At 66.4% G+C, this 15,908-nt stretch carries 15 protein-coding genes; 8 read left to right on the top strand and 7 right to left on the bottom strand.

Going from position 1 to position 15,908, the window contains the following annotated elements; translation table 11 throughout:
* The first annotated feature begins 88 nt into the window (after positions 1 to 88).
* The 4 genes from VN419_RS08145 to VN419_RS08130 all read left to right on the top strand — a co-directional run bounded on the left by VN419_RS08145 (position 89) and on the right by VN419_RS08130 (position 3,921).
* Complete coding sequence (locus tag VN419_RS08145) at positions 89 to 1,900, top strand: carbon starvation protein A (protein ID WP_325646337.1); 1,812 nt, start codon at positions 89 to 91, stop codon at positions 1,898 to 1,900.
* A gap of 120 nt (positions 1,901 to 2,020) precedes the next feature.
* Complete coding sequence (locus VN419_RS08140; RefSeq protein WP_325646335.1) at positions 2,021 to 2,305, top strand: Lrp/AsnC ligand binding domain-containing protein; 285 nt, start codon at positions 2,021 to 2,023, stop codon at positions 2,303 to 2,305.
* Positions 2,292 to 3,482: a glycoside hydrolase family 3 protein gene (locus VN419_RS08135; protein WP_325646333.1), complete on the top strand. Its 1,191-nt coding sequence runs from the start codon at positions 2,292 to 2,294 to the stop codon at positions 3,480 to 3,482. The genes VN419_RS08140 and VN419_RS08135 overlap by 14 nt, the downstream gene beginning before the upstream one ends.
* A 142-nt stretch (positions 3,483 to 3,624) precedes the next feature.
* Positions 3,625 to 3,921, top strand: a complete 297-nt coding sequence (locus VN419_RS08130; RefSeq protein WP_325646331.1) for a YciI family protein — start codon at positions 3,625 to 3,627, stop codon at positions 3,919 to 3,921.
* Positions 3,922 to 3,992: 71 nt separating this feature from the next.
* Here the strand turns inward: VN419_RS08130 and VN419_RS08125 are convergent, their stop codons facing one another.
* From VN419_RS08125 to VN419_RS08115, 3 genes are all read right to left on the bottom strand, one after another.
* A complete protein-coding gene (locus VN419_RS08125; RefSeq protein ID WP_325646329.1) occupies positions 3,993 to 4,709 on the bottom strand; it encodes a superoxide dismutase in 717 nt (238 codons plus the stop codon).
* 73 nt (positions 4,710 to 4,782) lie between these two features.
* Positions 4,783 to 6,825: a cation:proton antiporter gene (locus tag VN419_RS08120; protein ID WP_325646327.1), complete on the bottom strand. Its 2,043-nt coding sequence runs from the start codon at positions 6,823 to 6,825 to the stop codon at positions 4,783 to 4,785.
* A 145-nt stretch (positions 6,826 to 6,970) separates the two neighbouring features.
* Entirely contained in the window at positions 6,971 to 8,317 is a 1,347-nt protein-coding gene (locus VN419_RS08115) for a TrpB-like pyridoxal phosphate-dependent enzyme (protein WP_325646325.1), read from the bottom strand.
* Positions 8,318 to 8,690: 373 nt separating this feature from the next.
* On the opposite strand from VN419_RS08115, the gene icd reads away from it, so the two are divergent.
* Complete coding sequence (gene icd / locus VN419_RS08110; protein WP_325646338.1) at positions 8,691 to 9,842, top strand: NADP-dependent isocitrate dehydrogenase; 1,152 nt, start codon at positions 8,691 to 8,693, stop codon at positions 9,840 to 9,842.
* Positions 9,843 to 9,930: 88 nt separating this feature from the next.
* Here the strand turns inward: icd and VN419_RS08105 are convergent, their stop codons facing one another.
* The gene (locus tag VN419_RS08105; RefSeq protein WP_325646323.1) at positions 9,931 to 10,356 is read right to left on the bottom strand and encodes an Hpt domain-containing protein; all 426 of its coding nucleotides are present in this window, start codon (positions 10,354 to 10,356) and stop codon (positions 9,931 to 9,933) included.
* Positions 10,357 to 10,555: 199 nt separating this feature from the next.
* On the opposite strand from VN419_RS08105, the gene VN419_RS08100 reads away from it, so the two are divergent.
* Entirely contained in the window at positions 10,556 to 11,443 is an 888-nt protein-coding gene (locus VN419_RS08100; RefSeq protein WP_325646321.1) for a formate dehydrogenase accessory protein FdhE, read from the top strand.
* 80 nt (positions 11,444 to 11,523) lie between these two features.
* Here VN419_RS08100 and VN419_RS08095 read toward each other — a convergent pair whose 3' ends face one another.
* Entirely contained in the window at positions 11,524 to 11,889 is a 366-nt protein-coding gene (locus VN419_RS08095) for a hypothetical protein (RefSeq protein WP_325646319.1), read from the bottom strand.
* A gap of 189 nt (positions 11,890 to 12,078) precedes the next feature.
* On the opposite strand from VN419_RS08095, the gene dinB reads away from it, so the two are divergent.
* Together dinB and VN419_RS08085 are read left to right on the top strand one after the other, a co-directional pair.
* A complete protein-coding gene (dinB, locus tag VN419_RS08090) occupies positions 12,079 to 13,254 on the top strand; it encodes a DNA polymerase IV (protein WP_325646317.1) in 1,176 nt (391 codons plus the stop codon).
* A 309-nt stretch (positions 13,255 to 13,563) separates the two neighbouring features.
* Positions 13,564 to 13,923 carry a TraR/DksA family transcriptional regulator gene (locus tag VN419_RS08085; RefSeq protein ID WP_325646315.1) on the top strand — a complete coding sequence of 120 codons (360 nt, stop codon included), beginning with the start codon at positions 13,564 to 13,566 and terminating at the stop codon, positions 13,921 to 13,923.
* 30 nt (positions 13,924 to 13,953) lie between these two features.
* Here the strand turns inward: VN419_RS08085 and VN419_RS08080 are convergent, their stop codons facing one another.
* Entirely contained in the window at positions 13,954 to 15,213 is a 1,260-nt protein-coding gene (locus VN419_RS08080) for an MFS transporter (RefSeq protein ID WP_325646313.1), read from the bottom strand.
* Positions 15,214 to 15,366: 153 nt separating this feature from the next.
* On the bottom strand, positions 15,367 to 15,908 hold a 542-nt coding region (locus tag VN419_RS08075; protein ID WP_325646311.1), incomplete at its 5' end, for a TetR/AcrR family transcriptional regulator.

The following is a 15,908-nucleotide window of genomic DNA, read 5'->3' as shown; positions in this document are numbered from 1 at the left end:
GGAATCGCCTTTTCATTCCGCACCCCCTGCACAAAGGCCCCGCATGGTGGCAGACAGGTGTCATTACCCCTACCGCAAGGAGGTTTGAATGAACGCGTTGACCCTGGTCTTTGTCTCCCTATGCATCTTCGCCATAGGATACCGTTTTTACGGCCTGTTCATCGCCAACAAGGTGCTTGAGCTGAAGGCCGAGCGCGTGACCCCGGCCATCAAAATGGCCGACGGCCGCGACTACGTGAAGACGAACAAGTTCGTGCTCTTCGGTCACCATTTCGCGGCCATCGCCGCGGCAGGCCCGCTGCTTGGACCGGTGCTTGCCGCGCAGTTCGGCTATCTGCCGGGCACCCTGTGGATCATCGTCGGCTGCGTCATGGCCGGCGCCGTGCACGACATGGTGGTGCTCTTCGCCTCCGTGCGGCACAAGGGCCACAGCCTGGGCAAGATCGCCGAGAGCGAGATCGGCAAGACCGTGGGCCATGTGGCCTCCTGGGCGGTGCTGTTCATCCTCATCCTGACGCTGGCCGGGCTGTCCATCGCCGTGGTGAACGCCATGGCCGAGAGCGCCTGGGGCACCTTCACCGTGTTCGCCACCATCCCCATCGCGCTCTTGATGGGCGTGTACCTGCACGTGTGGCGCGAGGGCGACGTGAAGGGCGCCAGCATCATCGGCGTGGTGCTGCTGTTCCTGGCGGTCATCGCCGGTCCCTACGTGGTGGCCGACCCGACCCTGGGTCCCCTGTTCAACATGAGCAAGAAGACCATCGCCCTCACCATCCCGGTGTACGGCTTCGTGGCCTCTGTGCTGCCGGTGTGGCTGCTTTTGTGCCCGCGCGACTACCTCTCCACCTACCTCAAGATCGGCACCATCGTCATGCTGGCGGCGGGCATCATCTTCGTGCAGCCCACGCTGCTCATGGAGCCCATCACCAAGTTCGTCAACGGCGGCGGCCCGGTCATTCCCGGCCCGGTGTTCCCCTTCATCTTCATCACCATCGCCTGCGGCGCCCTCTCCGGCTTCCACGCCATCATCGGCACCGGCACCACGCCCAAGATGATCGGCAACGAGCGCGACATCCTGTTCGTGGGCTTCGGCGCCATGCTGGTGGAAGGCTTCGTGGCCATCATGGCCCTCATCGCCGCCTGCACCCTGGTCCCGGCCGACTACTTCGCCATCAACTCCGCCCCGGCCGTGTTCGCCAAGCTGGGCATGGACGTGGTTGACCTGCCCGCCCTGGCCGCGGCGGTCGAGGAAAACATCCAGGGCCGTCCCGGCGGCGCGGTCTCCCTCGCCGTGGGCATGGCCCACATCTTCGCCAAGGTGCCGTTCATGCAGCACCTCATGAGCTACTGGTACCACTTCGCCATCATGTTCGAGGCCGTGTTCATCCTCACCGCCGTCGACACCGGCACCCGCGTTGGCCGCTTCTTCCTGCAGGAGATGATCGGCGCGGTCATCCCGAAGTTCGACGACAAGCGCTGGTGGCCCGGCGTCATCATCACCAGCGCGCTGTTCACCGCCAGCTGGGGCTACCTGGTCTACACGGGCGACATCAGCACCATCTGGCCCCTGTTCGGCATGAGCAACCAGCTGCTGGCCTCCTGCGCGCTGATCATCGGCACCACCATGATCATCCGCATGAACAAGGCCAAGTACGCCTGGATCACCGCAATTCCCGGCGTGGCCATGGCCTTCATCACCATGTACGCGGGCTACCTGAACATCGTCGGCAACTACCTGCCCAACGGCAAGTACCTGCTGGCCGGGCTGGGAGCGCTGGTCATGGTCCTCATGGTCATCGTGTTCATCGGCGCCGTGCTGCGCTGGAAGGAACTGCTCGCAATCAAGACCACGCAGAAGGACGAGTACGGCGACACCGTCGTCGCCCTGGCCGAGGAATAACGGCCAAGGTCCACGCAGCCGCAAGGCCCCTGGAAGCGCGCTTCCGGGGGCCTTTTTTTGCGCCCGCCCCTTTGACCGCCGCCCGGCAAACGGGTACTACCCAGGCATCGGAGGAACGCCATGACCAACGCCATCGTGCTCATGCACGTCCAGCCCACGGCCATCAACGTGGTTGCCCAGAAACTCGTCGCCATCGACGGCATCAGCGAAGTCCATTCCGTGGGCGGCCGCTACGACCTCGTGGCCATCATCCGGGCCAAGGACAACGAAGACCTGGCCACCATCGTCACGGAAAAGATGCTGCTCATCCAGGGCATCACCGGCACGGAGACCCTCATCTCCTACCGCGTCATCTCCAGCTACGATCTTGAAAGCACCTTCTCCCTGGGCAATGACCGGCCCTAAATCCGTCCGCATGCAGGCGCGCGCCCTTGTTCGAGGGCTCACGCTCCTGTGTCTGGGCCTTGCGCTTTCCGGCTGCGCCCTGCTGCGCGAGGCCCCGACCCCGGAGCTGAAGCGCCAGGCCGGGCAGATGCTCCTGGTGGGTTTTCGCGGCGCGGAGCCGCTTGATGAACAGGGCCGCCCCCTGCCCATACTGGGCCAGATTCCCCGCTTGAACCTCGGCGGGGTCATTCTTTTCGACCGCGACGCGCAGCTGGGCACGCCGGGCAGGAACGTGGCCAACCCGGAACAGCTGAAGCGCCTGAACGCCGCCCTGAGCAAGGCCGCTGCCAATGCCAGCCAGCCGCCCCTGTTCGTGGCCGTGGACCAGGAGGGCGGACGAGTGCAGCGGCTCAAGCCGGTCAACGGCTTCCCGGACGGCCCAGCCGCGGCGGACCTCTGCCCTGCGGACGACGCGCAGGCCGAACTGGCCCGGACAGCAGGCACGGCCACGGGCCGCATGCTGCGCGAGGCGGGCTTCAACCTGGACTTCGCGCCCGTGTGCGACGTGAACGTGAACCCGGAAAATCCGGTCATCGGCGGCATCGGCCGCAGCTTTTCAGCCGACCCAAAGCGCGTGGCCGACTGTGCCGGGGCCTTTGCCCAGGGCCTGCAAAGCCAGGGCGTGCTCACGGCGGCCAAGCACTTTCCCGGCCACGGCTCCAGCGCCTCGGACAGCCACCTGGGCTTCACCGACGTCTCCGCCACCTGGAGCGAGGCCGAACTCTCGCCCTTTGCCGCGCTCATCCAAAGCGGTCGGGCCGACATGATCATGACCGCCCACGTGTTCAACGACCGCCTGGACGCCCGGCACCCGGCCACCCTGTCGCGGCCGGTCATTACCGGGCTTTTGCGCCGCAAGCTCGGCTTCACCGGCGTGGTGGTGACGGACGACCTGCAGATGCGCGCCATCACCAGCAAGTACGGCCTGAAGGAGGCGCTCGGCCTGGCCGTCAACGCCGGGGCCGACCTGCTGCTCATCGGCAACAACCTGGCCTATGAGGAGGACGCGCCCGACAAGGCCATAAGCGCCCTCATGGAACTGGTGGCCGAGGGCACGGTGAGCCCGGCGCGCATCCGCGAATCCGCTGGGCGCATCGCGGCCCTGAAAGTCAAAATCCAGACTCAGAGCCAGCGCTGAGCAAGCGCCCGACAGGCGAAAATCTGGCGAAGGTGCGGGCCATGCGCGCCGCCGCGGGAAAATGTCCCGCACAAACCCCTTGAGAACTGCGGGCATCCCCCATACAAATGGGAAAACGGCACCGCCCGAACAAGGAGAGACAATGTACCTCGTGCTCATGAACTACGTGAAGCCCACCGAAGTCATCGACGAACTGCTGCCCGAGCACCGCAAGTTCCTGGAAGCCAACTATCAGGCCGGGCTGTTCCTGCTTTCCGGCCCGCGCGAGCCGCGCAATGGCGGCGTCATTCTGGCCCAGGCCGGCAGCCGCTGGGAGCTGGCCGCCGTGCTGGAACAGGACCCCTTCGTCACCCAGGGCGCGGCCACCTACGAAATCATCGAGTTCAAGACCACCCGCACGGGCAAGGCCCTGCGCTTCCTGCTCGACGGCGAGTGCTAGCCGCCGCAACGCAATGAAAAAGGGCTGCGGTTCGTCGCCGCAGCCCTTGCATTGTCTCGTCTTTCGCGCCGCTATTTCATGTTCGCGGCCACGAAGTCCCAGTTCACCAGCTTGTCCATGAAGGCGTTCACGTAGTCCGCCCGCCGGTTCTGATAGTCCAGGTAATAGGCGTGTTCCCACACGTCGACCACCAGAAGCGGGGTGACACCGGCCTGGGTCAGCGGCGTTTCGGCGTTGGAGGTGGAAACGACCTTCAGCTTGCCGCCCTCCTGCACCAGCCAGCCCCAGCCGCTGCCGAAGCGTCCCACGGAGCCGTCCACAAAGGCCTTGCGGAAGGCGTCGTACCCGCCAAAGCTGGACATGATGGCGGCCATGAGCTTGCCAGAGGGCATGCCGCCCCCGCCGGGTTTCATGCATTTCCAGTAAAACGCGTGGTTGGAGCACTGGGCCGCGTTGTTGAACAGCCCAGCCTTGTCGGCCTGTCCCGCCGTGGCCCGGACGATGTCGTCCATGCTCTTGCCCTCAAGCCCGGTGCCCGGCACCATCTTTTTCACGTTGGCCGCATAGGTCGCGTGGTGCTTGCCGTAGTGGAACTCCAGGGTTTTCGCGCTGATGACCGGCTCCAGCGCGTTCATGGCATACGGCAGCGGGGCCATCTCCAGCGGATCGGCCGCAAAGGCGTCGGTGACGAACAGGCCCGGAGCCGCCAGGGCCGCTCCCGCGACACCGGCCAGGGCCATGAACTCGCGGCGGTTCAGCCCGCCTTTGGTCTCTTCGGCAGCGCTCATGCTCTCCTCCTGCTAGGTTGGGGGTTTGGAATACCAGTAATAGCTATTCTCTCTCCCAAACCCCGGCAGAATGTCAAGCGGGTGCGGTTTGTCCCGCAGTTTCCCAGGGGCGCTTGCGCCCGGTGAACAGCCCGGCCTTGGAAGCGATGTCCGCATGCGGACCGAAGACGTAGGCCACATCCCCGGCCTGGAGCCGCAGCGAGCCGTCCGGATTGGCGATGACCTCGCCCTCGCGTCCCAGGGCCACCACCGTAAGCCCGTGGGTGCGCCGCAGCTCGGATTCCAGCAGGGTCTGCCCGTCCAGGATGGAGCCGAGCTCAACCGTCAGGGCGCTCACGTCCATGCCGGGGAACTGGCGGTTCAGGGCGCAGAACGATTCCCCGCGCACTTCCGTGGAGCGCAGCATTTCGTAGCCTTCCGAGCGCACCTCCTCGGTGAAGCGCTCGATGTCGCCCCGGGGCACCAGGTAGCGCATCATCACCCGGGTGAAGATCTCCACAGATGTTTCGAATTCCTCGGGAATGACGTCGCTTGCGCCCAGCTCCAGCAGGGGCTCCAGCTCGCTCATGAAGCGCGTGCGCGCGATGATGTGCAGGGCCGGGTTCAGCTTGCGCGCTGCGTCGGTGATGCGCCGGATGCTGACAGGATCGCTGACGACCACGGCCAAAACGCGCGCGTTCTGCGCGCCCACATGCTCCAGCACGGCGGTCTGGCTCGCGTCGCCGTACATGATGGGTTCGCCCTCGGCCGCGCTCTGGCGCACGGTATCCGGGTTCATCTCCACCACGCGGTAGCTGATGCCGAAGCTCTTGGCCGCGCGGGCCAGGTGCCGCCCGCCCACGCCGAAGCCGATGATGATCAGATGGTCGGACGTGCAGGTCTGGCCTTCGCAGGCCTGGCTCATCTCCCGCTCGAAGGGGCGCGGCCGCATGCGCGCGAAGAACGACAGGCCGCGCACCCAATCCGCCACCCGGGGAGAGAGGGCGATGAGCGGCGGAGTCAGGGTCATGGTCATGATGCTGGCGGCCAGGAACAGCTGGTAGCCCTGGTGGTCGATGAGCCCCTGGGCTACGCCGGCCTTGGCCAGCACGAAGGAGAACTCGCCCACCTGGCACAGCGCCAGACCCACCATGATGGCCGGACGCAGGGGGAAGCCCAGCAGGTACGCGGCGCAGGCGGCCATGAGGGCCTTCAGCGCCAGCACGGCCAGGGTGGCCCCGCCCACGGGAACCAGGTGGCTGATCAGATAGTTCACGTCGAGCAGCATGCCCACCGAGATGAAGAACAGGCTGGTGAACACGTCGCGGAAGGGCATGATGCCTTCCAGGGCGCTTAAGCTGTACTCGGACTCGGAGATGATGAGCCCGGCCAAAAACGCGCCCAGGGAGAGCGACAGGCCCATCTGCGAGGTCAAGAAGGCCGTGGCCAGGCACATGGTCAGGGTGCTGATGAGGAAAAGCTCGCGGCTGCGCGTCTGCACGATGCGGTGCAGCAGCTTGGGCACCACCTTGCGCGCCAGGAAGAACACCAACGCCACCATGCCGAAGCCCTTGAGCATGGGCCACACGAAGGACATGCCCGACTCGCCGCCGTTTCCGGCCTGCCCGGCCAGGAAGGGGATGACGAGGACCATGGGCACGATGATGAGATCCTGAAAAATGAGGATGGACAGGGAGATGCGGCCGTGGACAGAGTCCATTTCCGCCCGCTGCTGAAAAATCTTGAGCACGATGGCCGTGGACGAGAGCGCGGCCAGAAAGCCGATGAACACGGAGTGCGAGACGCTTTGCCCCAGGGCGTAGGCCAGGGCCCCAAAGGACACGATGGTGAACAGCACCTGGGAGCCGCCGCCCAGAAGCACGCTCTTCTTGAGGCGCACCAGTTCGCCGATGGAAAGCTCAAGGCCGATGGTGAACAAAAGCAGCACCACGCCCACCTCGGCCATGAGTTCGACCTCGTGCACGGCGCTGACCAGCCCCAGACCGTAAGGACCGGCGATGACGCCCGTGATGAGAAAGCCCACGATGGGGGGAATGCGCACCTTGTGGCAGAGGTAGATCACCGCCACGGAAAGGCCGAACATGGTCATTATTTCAGAGAAGAGCGTCAGATCCATTCTTCTTTTGTGGATGAAGCAGCGGAAGAGGTCAATACGCAAACGGATACCCCGCGATCGCAGGGCCCAAAAAACGGGGGAAGCCCGCACAAGGCTCCCCCCGCTGGAATCTTGCCGGAAGGTTGAGGGAAGAAGGACGCCGGTCCTAGCCCTGCACGTCCGGACACATCATCAAAGCCTGGTCGATCTGGTCCTGGGGCAGTTCGTAGTTGGTCAAGTCGCCGCGCAGGTAGGCGTCGTAGCTGGCCAGGTCGAGCATGCCGTGGCCGGAATACAGGAAGACCACGCAGGAGCCGGGCTTGGCGCTTTTGGCCACGTCGATGGCGCTGGCGATGGCGTGGCTGGTCTCTGGCGCGGGCAGGAAGCCCTCGGTCTTGAGGAAGAGCATGGCCGCCTCGAAGCAGTCGCCCTGGTAGTAGGCGCGGGCGTCCACCAGCCCCTCCTCCATCAGGTTGGACACGATGGGCGCCTCGCCGTGGTAGCGCAGGCCGCCCGCGTGGATGGGCGCGGGCATGAAGGCGTGGCCCAGGGTGTGCATTTTCATCAAGGGGGTCAGGCGCGCCATGTCGCCGTAATCGTAACGGAAGCTTCCGCGCGTCAGGGTCGGGCAGGCTTTGGGCTCCGCGGCCACGAAGGTGATATTCTCACCCCCAAGCTTACGCGGCAGGAACGGCAGCACCAGGCCGCCGAAGTTCGACCCGCCGCCCACGCAGCCCACCAGGTAGTCCGGCTTCTCGCCGATCATGGCCAGCTGCTTCTCGGTCTCCAGGCCGACCACGCTCTGGTGCAGCAGCACATGGTTCAGCACGCTGCCCAGGGTGTACTTGGTGTCCTCGTGGGTGGCGGCGTCCTCCACGGCCTCGCTGATGGCCAGGCCGAGGCTGCCCTTGCAGCCGGGATCCTTGGCCAGCATGTCGCGCCCGGCGTTGGTCTTGTCGGATGGGGAAGGAAAAATCTCCCCGCCGTAGCTGTTGATGAGGATCTTACGGTAGGGCTTCTGTTCAAAGCTCACCTTGACCATGTACACCGTGCACTTCATGTCGAACATGCTGCACGCGAAGGAGAGCGCGGTGCCCCACTGACCCGCGCCGGTCTCAGTGGAGAGGCGTTTCACGCCCTCGCGCTTGTTGTAGTACACCTGGGGCACGCTGGTGTTGGTCTTGTGCGAGCCCGAAGGCGACACGGACTCGTTCTTGTAATAGATGCGGCACTTGGCCCCGATGGCTTTCTCCAGCCTGTGGGCGCGCACCAGCGGCGTGGGCCGGAACAGGCGGTAGATGTCCTGCACGGGCTCCGGGATCTCGATGAAGCGCTCCGGGCTCATCTCCTGCTTGATGAGTTCCTTGGCGAAGATGGGCTCCAGCTTGTCCGGGGTCAGGATCTCCTGGGTCTCCGGGTCGCGCGGGGGGGCCAGCGGCGTGGGCAGGTCGGGCAGGGCGTTGTACCAGGCCTTGGGCATTTCACTTTGGGGCAGATTGATGCGGGTTTCCATGCAAGTCCTCCTGGAATTTCTCCAATGCTGGGCGTTCCGCCGCGTCTGGCCGGGCCTCCTTCGTGCGCCCCAAGGGCACAAAAAAGGGCCGCGGTCCTGAAGTCCGCGGCCCTGAAAATACGAGCATCCGTCACGCCGGCGGCTTCAATACCTCTGCCACCAGCGCCACCAGCCTTTGCCGGAAGTGTTCGTCATGCTTTTGCTCATGGTGAGCGCTTACTGCGGCCCTATTGAATTGTCAAGACCCACCCAGGCCGCAGGCGGCGCTTGCCATGGGGCCGAAGCCCGGCTATCAGGTTCGGCACGCGGGCCGCGCCAAATCTGCACGCCGCCCAGCGAATTTTCTTCGGGAGGCTTCAACGTGGAAAAGTTGGTGGAGAAGGTTGTCTATTTCATCGAGGGTGACGGCATCGGCCCCGAGGTCTGGGCCGCGGCGCGTCCGGTGCTCAATGCGGCGGTCGCCAAGGCCTACGGCGATTCCAAGAAGCTGGTGTGGAAGGAGATCCTGGCGGGCGAAAAGGCCGTGCGCGAAACCGGCGAGAACCTGCCCCAGGCCACCCTCGACGCCCTGAGGGGCGCGGAACTGGCCATGAAGGGCCCGCTCGGCACCCCGGTGGGCAAGGGCTTCCGCAGCCTGAACGTGACCCTGCGCCAGATGTTCGACCTCTACGCCTGCATCCGGCCCATCAAATACTTCCCCGGCATCGAAAGCCCCGTGAAGCACCCCGAACGCGTGGACATGGTCATCTTCCGCGAGAACACCGAGGACGTGTACGCGGGCATCGAGTGGGCCGCAGGCACGCCGGAGGCCAGAAAGGTTGTGGAGTTCCTGCGCGACGAAATGGGCGCCAAGCTCGACGACCTGGCCGCCATCGGCATCAAGCCCATGACCGAGAAGGGCTGCAAGCGCCTGGCGCGCCGCGCGGTGAAGTTCGCCATCGACCAGAAGCGGCCGAGCGTCACCCTGGTGCACAAGGGCAACATCATGAAGTTCACCGAGGGCGGCTTCCGCGCCTGGGGCTACGAGATGGCCGCCGCCGAGTTCGGCGAGTTCACCATGACCGAGGCCGAGGCCGCCGAGGGCGGCAAGAAGCCGGTGGTCATCAACGACCGCATCGCCGACGCCATGTTCCAGGAGGCGCTCATCCGCCCGGAGAAGTACTCCGTGGTGGCCACCACCAACCTGAACGGCGACTACATCTCCGATGCGCTGGCCGCGCAGGTGGGCGGGCTTGGCCTGGCCCCCGGCGTGAACATGAGCGACACCCTGGCCTTCTTCGAGGCCACCCACGGCACCGCCCCGACCATCGCGGGCAAGGACATGGCCAACCCCGGCAGCCTCATCCTCTCCGGCACCATGATGCTGGAGCACCTGGGCTGGTTTGAGGCCGCGCAGCTGGTGCACGCGTCCGTCGCGAAGGCGATCGCCGCGCGCAAGGTCACCGTGGACCTGGCCTCCCAGATCGAGGGGGCCAAGGCCGTGGGCTGCAAAGAGTTTGGAGAGATTCTGCAGGCGAACCTGTAGAATACCGCAAGACGGCAGCAAGGCCGCCCTCTCCGGCAATCCCCTTCCGGGGGCCGGGGCGGGCGGCCTTATTTATTCACCACGGGGCTCAGCTGGGGGAGACCACGCCGCCCAGGCCGGGCAGGGGCGCGTTCCACAAATTCCGGGGGTCGTCCTTGGCAGCTTCAAGCAGGATTCTGGCCTGGGAGAGCACGGTGTCCGCCTCGCGCGAGAGGGCGCGGGCGGCGGCCAGGGCCTGGCCCCGGTCGTCGCGCTTCACGGCGTCGCCCACGGCCTTGGCCAGCTCGCTCATGGCGTAGGCGCGCACCGCGCCGGAAATGTTCACCAGGGAATGCAGGGCCGTGCGCGCGCCCATGCTGTCCCAGCCGCCCAGGTGGGCGTTCAGCTGCTCCACCCGCTCCGCCGCCTGCACGAGAAACAGGCCGAGCATCTGGGCCAACACATCCTCGCTGCCCTCAAAGGCCTCGCGAAGATTCACCAGGTTGATGCCGGATGCGGATTCGTCGCCCATCATACCATACCACCAGCGCTGCTCAGGATTTTGCCACTCACACACACATACGTGCCCGCGACTTCGCCCGCAAGGGGAAAATGAAGAAAGCGCGGGGCCAAAGCATGAACCTTGGCCCACCCGGTTGCATCCGCGCCCCGCAAGACGTAGAGTCTCCGGTGCGGGCCTCCCCGACCCGCAATAACCGCCAAGGACATACCCCATGCATTGTGACGACCACACCTACGCGCGGCTTGCGAGCGCCAAGCTCGCCCTCATCCGCTCGCAGGAGATCCTGCCCGAAGAACTCATCGCCCTGGTGGAGCGCGTGCTGCCGCTGCTGCGCCAGGCCCGGGCCGAGGCCCAGGTCAGCCTGCCCCCGGTGGAGGCCTGCGCCACAGCCGAGGCCATGTTCGCCGGGAGCCCGCTTCTGCTGCGCCAAGACTTCCCCTTCGACCTCAAACAGGCCCTGGGACTCATCCCCACCCTGCTGGACATCCTGGAGCAGTCCGGCGAGGCCGCGGCCGAAGCCGCCCAGACCCTGCGCCAGGCCATGGAATCGGGCGCGCTGGACCCGGAGGCCGCCCTGCGCGGCCTGGCCGCGGGCGACGACGCCCTGTTCGCCCACTGGCGCGAGCGCCTGCCCGGCAGCCCGCGCGCGCTGGACTTCCTGGCCACCTGCGCGCTGCTGCCCAGCCTGAACGTGGCGGCGGAGCAGCTGGCCCCGCGCCTGCCGGAGAACCTGCCCCACGAGCACGGCCATTGCCCGCTGTGCGGCAGCCTGCCGTACATCTCGCTGCTGCGCGACAAAGAAGGCAAGCGCTACGGCGTGTGCTCCTTCTGCGGCTATGAGCACCGGCTGCGGCGCATCGCCTGCGCCTACTGCGACGAGGCCGACCAGAACAAGCTGAAGCTCTTCCGCGTGGCCGAATACCCCGGCGTGCGCGTGGATGTGTGCGACACCTGCAACATGTACATCAAGACCCTGGACCACCGCGAGATGGACAACGACACCCTGGCCGCCCTGGACGACATGGCCTCCGTTGCTTTGGACGTGCTGGCCCAGCAGCAGGGCTACCGCCGCCCCACCCTCTCGGCCTGGGGCTTCTAGCTTCCGCCTCCGGCACCAAACAAAAGGGCGCGTCCCATGCGGAGCGCGCCCTTTCTCGTTTTCCTTGTCCGCAGCGCCGTCTATTCCGCCGGCAGCAGTTCCGCGCGCACGAACTCCGTGATGTCGTTTCCGAAGTGGACGTAGATGTCCTTCTCGCCCGCAACCGGAGACCAGAAGGCGTCCATGTATTTCTTGGACAAAGGCGACCAGGCGGTGCTGCGCACCCCTTCGCCCTGGCGCAGGGCCTTGTTCGCCAGGCAGCCCTTGCAAGGTTTGTCGCCTCCGTGCAGCGAATGGCAGGCGATGCCCGTGGCAATGCCCAGGCCCTCGGCCACCTTGTTCACCGCGAGGATCTTCCTGCTGGCGTGCACCAAAAGCACAGGGCCGGGGTACAGGCCCCACATGGTCTGAAAAGAATCCAATACGTCCTGCTTCACTTCGTCCATGGCTTTTCTCCTGACGGGTAATTTCCCATCCACCCCGAACAGCCATTACCCGTTCAAATACCTCAAGTAAACAGGCCTGCCGTTTAAAACGCGCACTCCCCGCTACGCAAGACGTGACGCCGTAGCCGTCCACACGCGCCGCCCCTTTCCATACGGCCCGGTCTGTCGTAACCAGAGCACATGGAACGCGTGGCGAAAGCCCCCCCGGAACGGCGCATCGCGCACATCGACATGGACGCCTTTTTCGCGTCCATCGAGCAGCTGGACCACCCGGAGTGGCGCGGCAAACCCCTGGCCGTGGGCGACGGCCCGCGCAGCGTGGTCTCCGCCGCCAGCTACGAGATCCGCGCCTTCGGCGTGCGCTCGGCCATGCCGGTGCAGCAGGCCAAGAAGCTCTGCCCGCAGGGCATCTTCGTGCCCGTGCGCATGTGGCGCTACAAGGAGCTTTCGCGCCGGGTCATGGCCGTGCTGCAGCGCTTTTCCCCCCTGGTGGAGCAGGCCAGCGTGGACGAGGCCTATCTGGACGCCACGGGCCTGGAGCGGCTCTTCGGCCCGCCGGAGGAGTTCGCCGGCGCCCTGCGCGCGGCGGTGAAGGAAGAGACGGGCCTCACCTGCTCCGTGGGCATGGCCCCGGTGCGCTTTCTGGCCAAGATCGCCTCGGACTACAACAAGCCCGACGGCCAGACCATCATCCGTCCCGGAGACATGCGCGCCTTTCTGGACGCCCTGCCCGTGCAGAAGGTGCCCGGCGTGGGCGGCCGCACCCTGGAGACCCTGCAGAAGCTGGGCGTGAAAAACGCGGGCGACGTGCTGCGCCAGCCCGCAAGCTTCTGGCAGAAGCAGCTGGGCGAGCGCGGCCTGTGGCTGCACGCCCTGGCCCAGGGACGCGACGACCGCCCGGTGACGCCCTTCACCCCGCCCAAAAGCTCCAGCGCGGAGAACACCTTTGACAAGGACACCCGCGACCCCGCCACCCTGCGGCGCTGGCTGCTGCTGCAAAGCGATCGCGTTGGCGCGGACCTGCGGGCCCAGGGCGTGCGCGGCCGCACCGTGACCCTCAAGGCCAAGTTCGCGGACTTCAGCCAGGTGACGCGCTCGCGCACCCTGCCCGAGGCCATCTGCGACACCCAGACCATCTTCGACACCGCGGTGAGCCTGCTGGCCGAACTGAACCCCAGGCAGGACCTGCGGCTCATCGGCGTGGGCGTCAGCCAGTTCGGCGACAGGCCCCGCCAGCTCTCGCTCATGGAGCCGGAGCCCACCGCACGCCCCAAGGGTGCGCTGGACAGCGCCATGGACGCCGTGCGCGGGCGCTTCGGCAAAGGCGCCATCATGCGCGGCGAACTGCTCAATTTCGACGAGTAGCGCCAGGCCCGGCCCAGGGCTTGGCTTTTTGTTCCACCTGGGCTATGCTTGGAATCAGCGCGCGCGGAAAACGCCGCGCACCACATGGAGTGAGCACATGAACCGTCCCCGCACCAAACACATCACCAGCCGCGCCGACCTGCGCGCGGGCTGCGCCATGTCCCGGCAGGAGTTCCGCAATCTCCGCCCGGGGGGAGGGGCCGTCATGTAGCGCGCGTCACGCGTCACGCCTGCATGGGGCCCCGTCTTTCCGATCACCGGAAGGCGGGGCCTTTTTCATTCAACAGCAAAACAAACAAGGAGACACACATGACTGCTGAACAGTTGTCGAGATTGCGAGGAATCGTCGAGGCCGAGATCGAGACCATCCACACGGCCATGGAACAATGGCGCGCCTGCAACGGGTTGGACGAGAACGGCCGCCCGCGCGTGGACGAGCTGGCCGAGCGCATGCTGCGCCAGAGCTGGAAGGACAAGGCCGACCGGCGCATGGTGGAGCTGTTGCGCCTGCTGGGCAGAATGGAGGAGGAGGACTTCGGCGTATGCGAGGAATGCGGGGACGAAATATCCGCGCGCAGGCTGGAGGCCGTGCCCGCCACGGTCTACTGCGCCCGGTGCATGCAGCGTTTGGAGTCCCAGAGCCTGGAGGGCGCGCGCGCCACGGGCTGACCCCCGGCGCGCGCATCCCCCACAAGCACCCTAGTCGGCTTGGGCGGTCTGGGCGGACGGTGTGGCCGGGCTGAGGAACTGGATGGCGAAGCCCGCCAGGGAACAGCCCGCCCCAAAGCCGCACACGCCCGCCCAGCCGAACAGGGAATAGGCCTGCGCGCCCAGGGCCGTGCCGATGGCCCCGCCCGTGAACATGATGGTCATGAACACCGTGTTCAGGCGGCTGCGGGCCGAGGCGTCCAACCCGAAGACCTGCGCCTGGTTTGAAATCATGGCCGCCTGCAGGCCCGCGTCCATGAGCACGATGCCCGCGATGAGCACGGCCATGGACTCTCGCCCCAGCCAGAACAAGGCGAAGGACGCGGCCACAGAGGCGGCCCCCAGCAGGATGATGCGCCGCTTGCCGCCCTTGTCCGCGAAACGTCCGGCCAGGGGCGCCACCATCACGCCCACTATGCCCACTACGCCAAGGGCCCCGGCCACGGAGCTGCCCATGCGGAACGGCGGCTGCTCCAGGAAGAAGGCCAGACTGGACCAGAAGGACACGAACCCGGCAAAGAGCAGGCCCTGCACCAGCCCGGCGCGGCGCAGGGTTGCGTGCTGGCGCAGCAGACCCACAAGTGACAGCAGCAGCCCGGGATAGCTGACCTTGATCAGAGGCTCCACCCGCGGCAGGCGCACGGCCAAAAGCGCGGCCAGGGCGGCGGTGGAGACGCTGGCCAGGCCGAACATCAGCCGCCAGCTGCCATACTCCGACACCACGCCGCTCACCGTGCGCGAAAGCAGGATGCCCGTGAGCAGCCCGGCCATGACCAGGCCCACCACGCGGCCCTTCTGGTTGTCCGGCGCAAGCTGCGCCGCCATGGGCACCACCTGCTGGGCCACGGTGGCCAGCACGCCCACGGCCAGGCTCGCCGCCGCCAGCAGGGCGATGCTCGGGGCCAGGGCCGCGGCCGCCAGGGCCAGGGTCAGGGCCGCCGTGGTCCAGACGATGAGCCCGCGCCGCTCGTAGCGGTCGCCCAGGGGCGAAAGCAGCAGAAGCCCTGCGGCGTAGCCCACCTGGGTCACGATGGGAATCAGCGAGACCTCGCCCGGCCCGGCCTGGAAGCTCTTGGCCAAAATGCCCAGCATGGGCTGGTTGTAGTAGATGCTGGCCACGCACAGGCCGGCGGCCACGGCCATGAGGATGACCACCCCGGCCCCAAGCTCCGGCTGCCGGGGCCGCGTGCCGCCCGTCATGCCGGTAATGGCCCCGGTGTTGCCTGTGGTGCTGCTTGCGTTGTCGGACATACCCGCTCCTTGTGATAAATATAAATACGAGACGTCCCGTATTATAATTACCAGTCCCCCACTGTCAACGGGAGACACGCAAAAAATGCGCCTGACCGGGAACGCGCCCGCCCGGAGATGCCCTGGCGCGACCAACACACTCTTTAGACTGGACTATTTCGCAGGATTACCAGAGGCTGCGCCATTTCCGGGCAGGGTCACGGAAGAAAAGGCCAGTGCGGCGATCTGCCGGATGAACTCGGCGTCGAGGGGGAAATGCTGCAACAGCAGGCGGTGGAAGATGGGCGCGTACAGCGCGTCCACCAGGGTCTCCAGGTCCACGTCCGGGCGCAGCTCGCCGCTGGCGATGCCCCGGCGCAGCACGTCCTTTGTGGCCGCCCGCCTGGGGATGAGGTAGCCCTCGGAAAAGGAGCGCAGGGCCTCCGGGTCGGATTGGCCCAGGCCGATGAGTTCGCGGATGAGGCGGCCGGTGACGCCCCGGTAGGCCTCGGCCAGGGCCAGCATCTGGGCGGTGACGTCGGCCACGGCGGACTGCGTGTGGGGGAAGTTTATCTTGGGCGTGGTGGCGGCCATGAAGGCTTCCATGGCCACGGCGCCCTTGCCGGGCCACCAGCGGTACAGGGTGGCCTTGCTCACCCCGGCCTTGGCGGCGATGCCCTCCATGGTGAAGCGGGCGAAGCCCACCTCCTCCAGCA

The sequence above is a fragment of the Humidesulfovibrio sp. genome (genome assembly GCF_035560995.1).
In the GTDB taxonomy this organism is placed as follows: Bacteria; Desulfobacterota; Desulfovibrionia; order Desulfovibrionales; family Desulfovibrionaceae; genus Humidesulfovibrio.
The sequence above is the reverse complement of the archived record's forward strand: the minus strand, read 5'-3'. Positions and strand labels throughout refer to the sequence as shown.